The organism is Lacticaseibacillus sp. 53-4, from assembly GCF_016861805.1.
GTDB lineage: Bacteria > Bacillota > Bacilli > Lactobacillales > Lactobacillaceae > Lacticaseibacillus.
The window spans coordinates 1-14155 of record NZ_BOLT01000038.1 but is presented as its reverse complement, the minus strand read 5'-3'; the positions used below and the strand labels follow the sequence as shown (position 1 = coordinate 14155).

Below are 14155 nucleotides of genomic sequence, written 5' to 3'. Positions count from 1 at the left end.
TGCATCAAGACAATATCCTCTTCCATTGTTTGTGTAGGAACTTCAATGATACAGGATATCTGTTCTTGATGTTTTTTATTGTCCAAAAAATTTTGAGACAGTGGCTAACTTGATTCTAAAATGCGCGAAATTTTTTTAAACAAAATGCACAAAAAGATTTTTTTTGTGTTGCTGAGAGGTTGCAAAATGATACTGCAAGGTATATAATTTTTACGTAATTATTGAAATCGCTTTCATTTTTTGTGAAAAAAGTCCTTTTATTCATTCATCTTATTGCTTTGAAAGATATTGTTAAAAATAAATAAAATCGTTATAAACTAAATATAATAAGGAGAGCTAAATAATGAAAAAAACAAAATTAATAATTTGTCTTTTCCCAATCGTACTGCTTATCAGTTTTACATTGCTATCCAATGGAACTGGTAAAAAGATTGTTTTTGCTACATCTTCATCAGAATATGCTACACAAGCTCTGTCTGACGAGAAAAATGCCGCACAAAAAAATGATTTTACATCTTTTGATAAAAAATGGGCCTATGAAGGGACAGATTTGGGATTTAACTATTCAACAACCAGTACTACTTTCAAAATCTGGTCACCAACTGCGACGAGCGTGAAGCTGATAAGTTATGGGAAGAATACCAATCCGACAGCGGCACAGGTCTCAGCGAAAGCAATGACACGCGGGAGATCAGCGACACCAACTAATCACGCAACCAATACGATTGGGGTGTGGACTTTGACCGTTCCTGGCAATCAAAATGGCATGGTTTATGCTTACAAACTAACTTTTGCTGACGGAACCGTTAGTGATTATGCTGGGTCAACTTATGGAACACTTTCTACGAGTTCTGTCAGCAATACAACCAATGATCCTTATTCTATTGCGACGACACAAGGTGGAAATCGTTCAGTTGTCGAATCGTCAGCAAACCTCGCGTCAAATCTGGCACTTGCGCAAGGCAAGTCTGCAACTTGGCGGGTAGCAAGTCCAACACAAGCCATCGTTGACGAACTACATATTCGTGATTTTACAAGCTCATCAACATCTGGTGTTTCGGCTGGTAATCGTGGTAAGTTTCTCGGAGTGATTCAGTCAGGAACAACTGATCCAAATACAGGTACAGCGACTGGACTTGATTATCTGAAAAACGAGGGCTTTAACTACATTCAACTCATGCCAGCCAGTCAGTATGCGACGGTCAACGAAGCGGGAAACCGTACTACTGCGCAGCCGAATAACTTCAACTGGGGATATGACCCACAAAATGAAATGGTACCAGAGGGCGAATATGCCAGTAATTCTGTCAATCCTGTCACACGTATTAAGGAAATGAAAGAAATGGTACAAGGCTTGCATACAAATGGGATTGGCGTGGTAATGGATATGGTTCTAAATCACGTCTATAGTCAGTCAGCATCCGCTTTTGAAAAAGCCGAGCCGGGCTATTATTTCCGCAAAAATACGCAATCTGGGTGTGGCAATGATACGGCGAGCAGCCACGAAATGTTTGGTAAATACATTATTGACTCTGTCACTTACTGGGCGAAAAATTATGATATTGACGGCTTCCGTTTTGATGAAATGACACTTTTAGACAGCACGACTATGAATAAACTGCGTGCCGCACTGACAGCACTTGACCCACATATTATCATGTATGGCGAAGGTTGGAGCGATTCTAATGCAAATAATATTCCTGAAACGTCTATCAATAATTACAAAAATGTTCCTGGTATTGGTTTTTTCAATCCTGGTGAACGTGACGCCATCAGTAATAATGGAGGTTCTGCAGGTGGATTCGCAGCAGGAAATACGGCAAGTACCACAACGGTCGCAGGAGCACTTTTGGCTTCTGGAGGTTGGAACGGAAATGGCACAGTGCAAGCTTTCTTGACGCCAAGCCAGTCTATCAATTATGTTGAATGTCATGATAGCTCCACCTTAAATGACTCACTCTGGTCAGCTGATCCGAATGATTCTGTGGCGACACATCAAGCGCGAGTGACGCTCGCAAATGCCACGAATATTCTTGCAAACGGTGTGACATTTATGGAAACAGGACAGGAGTTTGACCAGTCCAAATTAGTCAATCCGTCAAATCTGACGCCGCTCTCCCCTACACAGACACAGGCTTATCAATCGGGTAGTATGGAAAAACCTGCATGGTATTCTGCGTCATGGGATACTGCCAAAAATTCATACAATGGACTTTTTGGCTTGGATAGTAATGGTACTTACCATGGCAATTATTGGCCAGGTAGTAATCTCTACACCCCAGTAGTTGCGGGGGATGTAGTCAATGCCATTAATTGGGATAATGTCAAGGACAATCAAAATGCTGTTAATTTTATTGGAAATTTGATGAAATTTAAAAAATCCAATCCGCAATTTTGGCCTGATGATTATAGCAAAATTGCTTGGACTCCTACCAGTAAAGGTGTAGAAAATGTCACAAATGCGTCAAACGGAGTGATCACAGAAGAATTAACATCGGGTGCGACCAAATATTTAGTCATATTGAATGCTAGCGGTCATTCGGTCAAAATTGGTCAAGGTGGTCAGTTTTATGGGGTGTCAAATTTGACAGGTAAAACTGTTATAATTTCTGACGATAGTAGCTTAACAGCTAATCAAGTTTTGAATAGCTCTGTCACCCTGTCAACTTTGACAGTCACCGTTATCCAACTTTCTAAATAAAAAACACATCAAATTTGATGCAAATCAAAAAGGAGAAAACATGATATACAGTAGAATGAATCGGCTTCATTCTCAGATGAAAAAAACACATTTTCGTGCTTGGAAATCGGGGAAAATTTGGCTTTACGGTGCAGTGACTCTCACTGTTTTGGGACTTGGTGTTGCGGTTCCTACGACCTTCTTTGGGACATCCACGACTCTTGTTGCTCATGCAGACACAACGTCTGCTCAAAATGCGACAATTACTTTTTGGCCATCAACAGCTTATACGGGACAGAAACTTTATGCTTATGTTTGGGGGACAGGAAATACTGCTTATGACAGTCAGTTCGTCCCATTAAGCATTGGCTCTGCCGTTGGCTCTGCGGATTCTGTGACCTTGTCAAATCTGAGTGCTTCGAGTATGGGTATTATCATTACAACAACGAATAATTGGAGTACAGCACAAAAGCTCAATGCAGGTGGCGCAGATATTATGGTGTCGATGACAGCAGGACATTCAGTTCAGATTGGCATCAATCAGCAAGGAACGCGTTATGCCACATCTGTGGTACCCACGATATCTGCACCAACGAATGCACCAACGTCAGGGATCGTCGGAACACCTGTCACGTTGAACGGTGCAAATGCAGTAATCACTGATTCATCAAAAATGGGTTCTGGTGCTATCAGCTCTGTTACGGTCACAGACCCAAATGGCGTGACAACGCCAGCTTCTGCAGATACTTTCACGCCAAAGATACCTGGTCAATACACGCTAACTTACAATTATAGTTATACAAATTTGGATAAAACGACGAGCACTGTGTCAGCAAATAGCACAATCCAAGTCACTGCTGAAAACGCGAATAAAGTTACCACAACGAGTGGTCCGGACTTGACGCAAGGACAAGCGATTGACCTGTCAGCAAATGGCAACACGATGAAAAGTCATGTCAGCGACTCTAACAGTAGCGTCACACCGAGTATTCAGTCTGTTAGCTGGACACCTACAGGTTCTACAACAGCGCAGACAATCACAGCAAACGCTGATGGCACTTACACATTTCCTAGCGCTGGCACCTATACCGTGATTTATACTGATGGGACTGGAGCGACTGGGACAGTAGACGGTAAAGTTCTTGCACAGCCGGCTCGTTTCACGACAGTTACTGATGCAGATACAAAAATTGCTGTTGGAAACACGGTTGATGCTGAGAATTATTATAGATTGATTGATCCAAATAATTCGGCAATTAACATCTCTAATGCTACGATTTCTGTCACAGGTCCTGATAGTTCAGATTTCACAGGAGCTGCGATTTCTGGGACACAATTTATCCCTGATGTAGAGGGGGATTACACTATCAATTATTCTTATGTTGATGGTACAGGGGCAGAACAAAAAGCAAGTCAAATCATTACTGTGGTCGGTGGGCCAAAGTTAAATGCTGACGAGAGTTTTGAAGCTCAAAAGACAGTCAATGCAGATGGCACAGGCATTTATACATATAATCCACAAACACAAGGTGTGACCGTTACTGACCCAGAAAACGACAAGGCGCTTCCGTCAGTAACTATCTATGATGTGGACGGTAAAACGCCACTGACAGCAAATCCTGACGGCACTTACAATCTGACACCTGCTGGAACTGCTGACGAAACGGGCAGCACTAGTGGCACTTACTATGTGACATGGGCTTACCCAGGCGCAGAGCAACCGAGTTGGGATATGCAAACGGTGACGGTGCTCTCTGCGGGTCAAGTGCAGCCCGTCATCACAGTACCTGCTCAAAGTAATGTGAATGTTGGCTCAACGGTAGATACCACACAAGGGTTAACCATGAAAAACTCTGCCAATGAAAATTTGCGAACTGATGAAATCAAAACAGCCTTAGCAAATGGCGATTTGACAATTTCACTGACAGACCCATCAGGCAATAATTCTACACTGAGAGATGGTATATTTTCAGCGACAGATATTGGCAATTACGGTATAACATTTGACTATACAGACCCTGTGACAGGACTGTCAGCTGTTGAACAATCTGGTGTTGTCGTGTCCCAACCCGCCACAAATACAGAAACGGACATCATTTCCAATGGTTCAACTACTTATACTTATAGCCCAAATTCAGGAAATGTTACGCTGACAGGTGGCAATAGCGCCAATCTCACAACTGTGAACCAAATTACGGACAGCAAGGGAATTCCTTACGGAACAGTAGATGAAAATGATGGAGTGTCGAGTGCCGACTTGCCAATAGGAAGCTATACCGTTCAGTGGCAGTATACTTATACAGATGTTAACGGTAATGTTGTATCTATTCCTGTCAGTCAAACTGTAAATGTTATCGGCAAAGTTACTTACGATGCCAACGGCGGCACAGGCATGATGGCAAGCCAAAAAACGGATACCAATGGTAACATTACACTAGATACCAACAGTTATACAAATGGCGATAAAACTTTCAAAGGCTGGAACACTAAGGCAGATGGTAGCGGGATTTCTTACACCGACAAACAAGCTATCACAGGGATTAGTAGCAATGTAACTCTCTATGCACAATGGATTGGCACTTCAGGCAATACAACGAATCCGAAAGATGGCACCGGTTCAGGTAACACAACGACGCTAGATCCAACTGATCCTGCCACTGACAAGACCTATCATGATCAGCTGAATAAAACTGTCACCCAGACCATAAACTATGTTTATGGCGAAAAGGATGATGGTAAAAAGGCCTCCGACAGTAACGTGCAGGAAGTGCAATTCACACGCACGGCCACTTACGACAATGTGACCAAGCAAATTGTCGCTTATGGGCCATGGACGCCGGTTGGTGACGGTAACTTTAAGGCGGTTGATAGTCCAATAATCAAAGGCTATCATACTAAGACGCCAACAGTGACAGGATCAACTGCAGATCCGAACGCTGATTCAGCTCCAATCACTGTGCATTATGATACGACCACACAACACGTCATAATCACCTATATTGACCAGAACACAGGTAAAATCTTGAAGACGCAAAAGTTAACAGGTAAGACTGATGCTGTGCTTAACTACGATGTTGAGGCCATGATTGCTGAATATCTAAAACAAGGGTATCTCCTTGTCAGCAACAATGTTCCGGAAGTTGGTAAGATGGGGCGCTTCAAGGTCAATGCAGACGGGAATGGGTATGAAGTTCACCTGTCTCTGGCGCCAAAGACAAAAAAATTAAGTAGCAACGTCACAAAGAAACAAAAAGTAGACACAGATAATGGTCAAAGAAAACTTCCAGCCACTGGGGAAAGAGTTAATCATCTGGGTGTAATCGGGCTGGTTGTTATGGCAATGACATCGCTCTTTGCGCTTGATGCGAGAAAGCGCGGGTAACGTTCGCATAGTTAATTGGTTAAACTTAGATCATCTCAATCAGAGATGGTCTATTTTTATGGGTCTACACTTTACGGTGTTGGAGAAATTCCAACATGGTAGGTGTAGGCCCCTTTTTCGTAGAACGCAAAAAGGGCATCCATCGGATACCGTGCTAAAGTAAGCACCCAATAACTGACCGTATGTAAAAGGCAGCGCCCCAGCAGTACCCTTACCTCATCATGAAGAATGGTGAGGTGTTTTTATGGATAAACCAGATATTGTCAGAATCAAACTTGACGAGGAGCATCGCCGCCCCGATTTGAATCCATCGACCAAGGCGCTACAGATCAAAATCGGTAGCAACAAGACCGTTGTTGTCTATAACCACATCCAAGGGTACATCCTGGATGCATTGATGAAAGCCGTGTTCAATGATGCTCATTGATATTCGTAAGCTAAGCGGCATTTACTTGATCTGCGGCCGAACCGACTTGCGTCGCGGAATCGATGGACTAAGTAGCGTGCTACAGGAAGAGTACGAGCTAGACCCATACAGTCGGGCGCTCTTTCTGTTCTGCGGAACCCGAAAGGATCGCTTCAAGGCACTCTATTGGGCTGGCGATGGATTCGTACTGCTTTACAAGCGCATTGAAGACGGTCGGATCCAGTGGCCAGCAACCCAGAACGAAGTCCAAAAAATTTTGAGACAGTGGCTAACTTGATTCTAAAATGCGCGAATACATTACAACTGCCTTTTCAATGAAGTATAGAAATCCTCATGGGATCCAGCCAACAGCACAATGACTGTTGTTGGAGGACTGATCATATATGCAACGCGGTACTCAGTCTTTTGATACCTAAACCCCATGGTGTATATTCCTGAGAGGTCGCCAGTTTTCGCGTCACCAGATTCTGGATCATCTGCAATAGTCGTATAGATCAGATCAACGAATCTTTCTTTAAGCTTCCTCTCTTTAATTTTCTTTAGGTAGCGTATAACCGCATTCTTGAGTTGAATATCACAGGCCAATTTCTTCCTCCAACTCTTTACGAGAAAGGGACGACGTGTCATCATCTGTGGCTAAATTCTTTAACGATTCTGAAATGGCGTGCTTTTGCCGATTAAACTCGCTGACTAATTCATCACCAGATAATCCTTGAGATACTAAAGACTTGAGAATATCAGTAGAAAAATCGAGGAAATCATCTTCATTATCCACGAACCGGTAAAAGATTCCATTGGCTCTTAGTTCGGGGACAACCTTCCGTCCTGGCGCAATATTGTACTCCTTTGGAACCGTCAGTGTGAGCGAGTTGCCTTGTTTTCTTGTTTTAGTTTGCATGGTTTTCCTCCTATAATTATCCTGTAATTATATTATAGGACGCTTTTCTTCGTTTGTACAGAGTAATTACTTGTTTTAACGTCCCAATATATGTTCCATTTGGGTACACCCTAATGTGATATTAATGTTGAACTATGCAGGTCTTACGTTGGCGATGATTCAAATGCAAATTCAATTAAAAAGATCTGAATGCGAACCCGTGTCGATAAAGCGCACAAACTCACCATCATATTTGTAAATTAATAACCAATCCGGCTTGATATGTAAATCACGCTCTGGTTTACGATTAACCAAAGCGTGATCATTATAATGCGGATCTAACGGTTCATCTCGTAATAGTTTATGATAAACAGCTTCAAAATCTTCTTTTTTATAGCGCCCCCCTTTTAAAATCGTCTTGTAATGTTTTTTAAATTGACGTTCAAAGGCTGGTTTATAAACAAATTTATTCATTTAACCAATCCAGTCCTTCCTCAGGATCGTTAAATTCAACGTAATCTTGACTCCTAATAGCCTTTTTTAAACGTGTGTTTGGCTGAGAGACCTCAAAGGGAATTCCTCCGGCTTCAATGGATTTCTTGGCAAAGATACGAAAAGCTTCCCCGGGAGTTAACCCCACACGACTTAGGACAATCTCGAAGTCCTTTTTTTCTTTTTCGCTCATTCTGAAATGTACTTGGCTAGTCATAAAAATCACCTCTAGCTTTATGGTACCATTTGGTACCATAAAAACAAGCGTTTTTCTACAAATTAGGGTACTCCCACACGCTTGGGTTGATTGTCAATTCAGGAAAGTTCGTCCGAACGGATACACCCTAACGAGTCTAAAAATGCGATACCTTTTAAATTTGGATGTAAGCTGATTCCTGAGACAACTTTTAAGAGAGGGTATAATGAATAAATCGTCTCTCAAACGGTATCGAGTCTTTGAAGGTCAAACACAACAAGGCTACGTATTCGCAGACCTTTAAAATTACTGTGGTAGAGTATGTGCATACACCTCAAGTAAGCAGAGTTCAAGCTGCCGCGCATTTCGGTATCTCTCCCAGCCAAGTCAACTCTTGGATTCGTATCGTAAAGGACCAAAGAGTTACCGGCGTACGTGCGCAGCGTAAAGGAAGGCCGCCTATGGGTAAGCACAAGCAAATCAAACCAATCAAGAAGCTCGAGCCAACGCAAGAGGAGAAGTATAAGCAAGAAATTCTCGAGCTTAAAAGCAAGCTGCACGAAGCTGAATTGGACTGTGATATTTTAAAAGCACTCGCGACCCTGACGAAGAATTCACCGAAGCACTCTCTACGAAAGTAAAGGCTGGCATCGTGACTTCGTTAAGGTCGCAATACGATCTCAATGAGCTGCTTAAGTCCCTCCACTTACCTCGAGCGACTTATTACGACCGGCTTAGGCGTGATAAGAAGCCTGATAAGTATGCCGAGGTCAAAGCCTTCATCAAGAAGTGTTTTTTCGGTTCGAAAGAGACTTATGGGTATCGTCGAATTCACGATGAAGCAGACAAAGTCGGCTACCACTACGCCGAGGAAACAATTAGACGTCTAATGAGTGATATGGGATTGAAATGTCTGATTTACTCTAAACATACTTCCAAATATCACTCCTACAAAGGTCACGTTGGTCTCATTGCGCCTAACATCTTGAATCAGAAGTTTGAGACCACACAACCACTCACAGTGTTCCATACTGATGTGACCCAGGTACGGCTGTACAACGGCGAATGGGGCTATATCTCTTCAATCACAGATGAAGCTAGCCGTGAAGTGATCGCGGCTATTGTCAGTGCTTCTCCCAATAAGGCTTTGATTCAAGCGTCACTTGATGAATTAGAGCATCACCTTAAAGAAGGCATCAAACCAACTCTTCACTCTGATCAAGGGTGGCAATATCAAATGGCGGACTACCAGCAACGTCTCAAGGCTATGAACATTACACAGAGCATGTCTCGTAAAGGTAACTGTCACGATAATGCGCCCATCGAAAGCTTCTTCAACCTCCTAAAACGTGAGTGCTTGAATCGGTATCAGATCAACACGCTCTCAGATCTGAGCAAGCTGGTGAACGGTTACGTGGATTGGTTTAACAATGTCAGAATTTCGAGAAACAAAAATGGCTTGACCCCAGTTGAGTACCGGGAACAAACCATGATTGCTTAATTCAAAATCTAAATTGTCTAACTTTTCTATTGCACTTCACTCACTTTTAGGGCTATTCATGTGTTTAAGTGGTGAAACAAAATTCAGCAATTTAGTTTTTCAGCAGCCTCCCAATAATACACGAGTACTTCCAGCCTAACGAAACAACCAAAGGCGGTCAAGTACTTTCTTTAAATAAGTTTTTGGCAAGAAAATTCTCATCTACGCCATGACGCTGTCCGGCAACGTAGCTATCAGGTGTCGGTAGTCTAGCGAAGTGAAAGTGCTTTGAAATTGGGACGGAAGCTGGCCGTCAATGCATAGTGAGATTTCCATGCCTTTAACGGGCACCGCCTACGGAAAGCCGCAGGTCGAGATCCACTTTTAATATGAGCGAAGCGAATATTTAAAGTTAGCTCGGCCGAGGACCCTCACTATGCAGCGGCGAGCCAGCTGGAGCCCCAATTTCAAAGCACTGAAACGGAGCTAGGCCACTGGCGCCTGATGACGGTATGAAAGATTTACGCTACCAGACAACATTTGCATGATAAAAGCCGAGACAATTAATATCTCGGCTTGGTTGATCATGATATGCTAGTGGGTCAACGCGCGCTTGACGCCACGTTGCTCGAAATCTTTTTGATAGTTGGTTAAAGCCGTGTAGATCTTGGCGGCTTCTTCGTCATTACCGCGTAATTCAAACAAGCCGATCACAGGCGAATTGAAGCGGCGGGCATAGTGCTTGGCCGTCAAGCCAAATTGGGCATTGAAGTTGCGATTACCAGAGCCGACGATCCCAAGCAAGTTCTCGGTATTGGCGGCATCGAGTTCATCGCGAAAGTCCAGGGTCATCACTTCTTTGTACCCGTTGTTGATGCCGTCTCCTCCATCTAAATAAGTCGGTACCATCGCAAAAAACGGTTGATCCATAATTCTGACATCCACAGATTCAGAGTATTCTACAGCGTTGATTTGATAAGCGTCAGCGTTTTTTGCGTGTTGTTGCTCTGCATAGGCACATAGGCGCTTCACAAACGCGCGGGTATTACCAGAAATCGAAACATAAAATAAATTGATCATTTGTCGTCCCCCGCAGTTGGGTCAGAGATGACGTCAATGTTGTAATCATCATCACTCATCGCTTCCACTTGACCTAACAAGTAGCCGTTGCCGACTTGGGAGAAGAAGTCGTGGTTGGACGTGGTGGTGTTGATCCCGTTCATGATGATCGGGTTCACGTCAGATGCCGTGGTTGAGAACATGCTGTCTTTGCCCAGGTTCATCAAGGCTTTGTTGGCGTTATATTCCACAAAAGTCATGACTTCTTTGGTCCAGCCGACTTGATCGTAGCAAAGGGCGGCATATTTTTCTTCGTTGGCGTAAAGCTTGTACAACAAGTCGTAAGCCCAGTCGTCTTGTTTTTGCTTTTCAGCGTCGGACAATTGGTTATAAGCGATTTGATATTTATAGCCGATGTAAGTACCATGCACGGATTCATCCCGCAAGATCAACTTAATGATTTCAGCGACGTTGTTGAGCTTGTTATTGCCTAAATAATACAGTGGCGTGTAGAAACCTGAGTAGAATAAGCAAGTTTCCAAGAAGACATTGGCGACTTTTTTATGCAAGGGATCTGGGTCGTTGCGATACAAATCTACGATCCACTTGGCTTTGTTTTGCAAGTATTCTTCAGAGTCGGACCATTGGAAAATTTCATCGATTTCCGGTTGGGTGTTCAACGTGGAGAAAATGGTGGAGTAAGACTTAGCATGGACTGATTCCATGAATTGGATGTTGTTCAAGACTGCTTTTTCATGCGGGGTGATGGCACCAGTGGTCAGCGCGCGCATGCCGTCTTGGCTTTGCACCGTGTCCAATAAGGTCAAGCCACCGAAAACATGCCCGACCACCCATTGATGAGTATCGTCTAGTTCGCGCCAGTCGTCCATATCATTTGACACCGGCACGCGGGTATCCAGCCAGAACTGCTCCGTTAATTTTTCCCAAGTTGCTTTGTCGACAGCGTCTGAAACGCGGTCCCAGTTGATCGCCTGATAATTTTCCATAGTTGATGTGCATCCTCTCTGAATTGACGTTAAAATGTCAGTTGCGCGTAAATTTTACCACAGCTACGCACAAGCCAAAAACTGCAAGATGTTGTTTGCGGTTTGACCGTAACCACAATATACAGTACCATAGCATTATTCTCAATGCTAAAAAACAAAGGAGCGTTCGCCATGGGCCTCAAAGCCATCGATCCAGAACAAGTGACGTATTTCAAACTCAATAATGAAATTAATATTCCGGTGGATGGGCAGATCCCATTGGCCAAAGACAAAGAAGCCTTGGCTGCTTTCTTCAAAGAAAATGTCGATCCCAATACCTTAACTTTCGACAGTCTTAAAGACCGCTTGGGCTATTTAGTTGACCACAACTATTATGAAGCCGACTTTTTAAGCAAGTATTCGCTTGGATTCATGGAACAACTCCGCGATTATTTAGCCGCGCAAGACTTCCACTTCCAATCCTTTATGGCCGCCTACAAGTTCTACGCCCAATACGCGTTAAAAACTGACGACAACGACCATTACTTGGAATCGTTTGAAGACCGCGTATTTGCCAACGCCTTATTCTTCGCTGGCGGTGACGAAAACCTTGCCCAAAGCTTAGCCGATGAAATGATCCACCAACGCTACCAACCAGCCACCCCATCGTTTTTAAACGCTGGTCGCGCGCGCCGTGGTGAATTAGTTTCTTGTTTCTTATTGCAAGTGTCCGATGACATGAACGCGATCGGCCGGGCCATCAACTCCGCATTGGAACTGTCTCGCATCGGCGGTGGCGTTGGGATCACGCTTTCCAACTTGCGTGAAGGCGGCGCCCCGATCAAAGGCATTGAAGGCGCAGCTTCTGGCGTTTTACCGGTGATGAAGTTATTGGAAGATTCCTTCTCATATTCCAACCAACTCGGCCAACGCCAAGGCGCCGGTGTGGTGTATTTGAACGTGTTCCATCCTGACATCATCGCCTTTTTAGGGGCGAAAAAAGAAAATGCCGATGAAAAGTATCGCTTGAAGACCTTAAGCCTCGGCGTGATCGTGCCAGATAAGTTCTACGATTTGGTCAAAGCCGACGCTGATATGTACTTATTCTCGCCATATTCTGTGGAACGCGAATATGGTCAGCCTTTCTCTTACATCGACATCACCAAAGAATATGACAACTTGGTAGCTAACCCGAACATCACCAAGAAAAAGATCCGTGCCCGCGACTTGGAAACCGAAATCTCCAAGCTACAACAAGAATCCGGCTATCCTTACATCATGAACGTGGATACTGCCAACAATGCTTCGCCAATTGCCGGCAAGATCATCATGTCCAACTTGTGCTCTGAAATCATGCAAGTGCAAACGCCAAGCGTGTTGAACAACCGCCAAGAATATGATGTGTTAGGCACAGATGTCTCGTGTAACCTCGGCTCCACCAACATCCCGAACTTGATGCAAAGTCCAGACTTTGAAAAATCCGTCGATGCGATGGTGCGTGCTTTGACCTACGTCACCGACCACTCGGCCATCGACGTGGTGCCATCGGTGCAAAATGGTAACGACTTGGCGCACTCCATCGGCTTAGGCGCGATGGGCTTGCACACCTATTTTGCCAAGCATCATATGCACTACGGCAGTCCTGAATCATTGGACTTCACCAACCAATACTTCTTGTTGCTGAACTACTACAGCTTAAAAGCCTCCAACCAAATTGCGCGTGAACGCGGCGTGGTGTTTCATAACTTTGAAGCTTCCAAGTACGCCGACGGTAGCTACTTCGATAAGTATTTGAATCAAGACTGGTCGATCAAATTCGATTCCGTTGCCGAACAATTCAAAAACATTCATATCCCCACTAAGCAAGACTGGGCTGACCTTAAAGCTGCCGTGATGAAAGATGGGTTATACCATCAAAACCGCATGGCAGTGGCACCAAACGGTTCGATTTCTTATATCAACGACACAAGTTCCAGCTTGCACCCGATCGTCAACCGCATCGAAGACCGCCAAGAAAAAACCATCGGCACGATTTACTACCCAGCTTCTGGCTTAGCCAATGACACATTGCCCTATTACCAATCTGCCTATGACACCAACATGTGCAAAGTGGTCGACGTTTACGCGGCGGCTCAACAACACGTCGATCAAGGGATGTCCATGACTTTCTTCATGCGCTCCACGATTCCAGTTGGCACGTACCCTTGGAAAGATGGCCGCACGAACAAAATGACCACCCGGGATCTCAACATTTTACGCAACTACGCCCATGCGAAAGGCATCAAGTCGATTTACTACATCCGCACCTTCACTGATGATGACTCGGAAATCGGCGCTAACGCTTGCGAAAGTTGCAGTATCTAACTAAAGGTTGAAAGTATCAAATAGACCGTAACCATTGATGTCAAACGGTTATGGCACGATATATTACTAGTTTCCACTTCATTGAGCATTACCGAGTAGCCTGGCCAGGCTACTCGGTAATGCTTTTATAAATTCGCCTCAATTTTCAAGTCAAGTGCAACGATGATAACGAATTCTTGATAGTGGTCTAGGCTGTTACGCCATGCATCGGT

13 protein-coding genes and 1 pseudogene are annotated in these 14155 nt (G+C 44.0%); 8 read left to right on the top strand and 6 right to left on the bottom strand.

Annotated elements, in window-relative coordinates; translation table 11 throughout:
* Positions 1 to 343 precede the first annotated feature (343 nt).
* The 4 genes from pulA (at position 344) to tnpB (ending at position 6766) form a co-directional block, all read left to right on the top strand.
* Positions 344 to 2701, top strand: coding sequence for a type I pullulanase (gene pulA / locus JUF21_RS10750; protein ID WP_203664575.1), 2358 nt, complete (start codon positions 344 to 346; stop codon positions 2699 to 2701).
* 40 nt (positions 2702 to 2741) lie between these two features.
* Complete coding sequence (locus JUF21_RS10745) at positions 2742 to 6062, top strand: KxYKxGKxW signal peptide domain-containing protein (RefSeq protein WP_203664568.1); 3321 nt, start codon at positions 2742 to 2744, stop codon at positions 6060 to 6062.
* 244 nt (positions 6063 to 6306) lie between these two features.
* Entirely contained in the window at positions 6307 to 6489 is a 183-nt protein-coding gene (locus JUF21_RS10740) for a hypothetical protein (protein WP_203664561.1), read from the top strand.
* Positions 6476 to 6766, top strand: coding sequence for an IS66 family insertion sequence element accessory protein TnpB (gene tnpB / locus JUF21_RS12155; RefSeq protein ID WP_203664559.1), 291 nt, complete (start codon positions 6476 to 6478; stop codon positions 6764 to 6766). The genes JUF21_RS10740 and tnpB overlap by 14 nt, the downstream gene beginning before the upstream one ends.
* Before the next feature lie 20 nt (positions 6767 to 6786).
* Here tnpB and JUF21_RS10730 read toward each other — a convergent pair whose 3' ends face one another.
* The 4 genes from JUF21_RS10730 to JUF21_RS10715 form a co-directional block, all read right to left on the bottom strand.
* Positions 6787 to 7074 carry a type II toxin-antitoxin system RelE/ParE family toxin gene (locus tag JUF21_RS10730; protein ID WP_054719993.1) on the bottom strand — a complete coding sequence of 96 codons (288 nt, stop codon included), beginning with the start codon at positions 7072 to 7074 and terminating at the stop codon, positions 6787 to 6789.
* Positions 7064 to 7387 carry a hypothetical protein gene (locus JUF21_RS10725; RefSeq protein ID WP_123030368.1) on the bottom strand — a complete coding sequence of 108 codons (324 nt, stop codon included), beginning with the start codon at positions 7385 to 7387 and terminating at the stop codon, positions 7064 to 7066. The genes JUF21_RS10730 and JUF21_RS10725 overlap by 11 nt, the downstream gene beginning before the upstream one ends.
* A 171-nt stretch (positions 7388 to 7558) precedes the next feature.
* On the bottom strand, positions 7559 to 7840 hold the full coding sequence (locus JUF21_RS10720; protein ID WP_003573774.1) for a type II toxin-antitoxin system YafQ family toxin: 282 nt from the start codon (positions 7838 to 7840) through the stop codon (positions 7559 to 7561).
* Positions 7833 to 8075 carry a type II toxin-antitoxin system RelB/DinJ family antitoxin gene (locus tag JUF21_RS10715; protein WP_016363783.1) on the bottom strand — a complete coding sequence of 81 codons (243 nt, stop codon included), beginning with the start codon at positions 8073 to 8075 and terminating at the stop codon, positions 7833 to 7835. The genes JUF21_RS10720 and JUF21_RS10715 overlap by 8 nt, the downstream gene beginning before the upstream one ends.
* 290 nt (positions 8076 to 8365) lie before the next feature.
* Between JUF21_RS10715 and JUF21_RS12150 the strand changes: the two are divergent.
* The 3 genes and pseudogenes from JUF21_RS12150 to JUF21_RS10705 all read left to right on the top strand — a co-directional run.
* A pseudogene (locus JUF21_RS12150) lies at positions 8366 to 8500 on the top strand (helix-turn-helix domain-containing protein); the annotation flags it as partial.
* A gap of 15 nt (positions 8501 to 8515) precedes the next feature.
* Positions 8516 to 8695 (top strand): hypothetical protein, encoded by a 180-nt coding sequence (locus JUF21_RS12145; protein WP_239061453.1) that lies wholly within the window; start codon positions 8516 to 8518, stop codon positions 8693 to 8695.
* Positions 8696 to 8706: 11 nt separating this feature from the next.
* Entirely contained in the window at positions 8707 to 9555 is an 849-nt protein-coding gene (locus JUF21_RS10705; protein WP_203664538.1) for an IS3 family transposase, read from the top strand.
* A 573-nt stretch (positions 9556 to 10128) separates the two neighbouring features.
* On the opposite strand, the gene JUF21_RS10700 is transcribed toward JUF21_RS10705, so the two are convergent.
* Together JUF21_RS10700 and nrdF are read right to left on the bottom strand one after the other, a co-directional pair.
* A complete protein-coding gene (locus JUF21_RS10700; RefSeq protein WP_203664536.1) occupies positions 10129 to 10614 on the bottom strand; it encodes a class Ib ribonucleoside-diphosphate reductase assembly flavoprotein NrdI in 486 nt (161 codons plus the stop codon).
* Positions 10611 to 11600, bottom strand: a complete 990-nt coding sequence (gene nrdF, locus JUF21_RS10695; RefSeq protein WP_194498943.1) for a class 1b ribonucleoside-diphosphate reductase subunit beta — start codon at positions 11598 to 11600, stop codon at positions 10611 to 10613. The genes JUF21_RS10700 and nrdF overlap by 4 nt, the downstream gene beginning before the upstream one ends.
* Positions 11601 to 11771: 171 nt before the next feature.
* Here nrdF and nrdE point away from each other — a divergent pair, with 171 nt between their 5' ends.
* Entirely contained in the window at positions 11772 to 13943 is a 2172-nt protein-coding gene (gene nrdE, locus JUF21_RS10690) for a class 1b ribonucleoside-diphosphate reductase subunit alpha (RefSeq protein ID WP_203664534.1), read from the top strand.
* Positions 13944 to 14155: the final 212 nt, after the last annotated feature.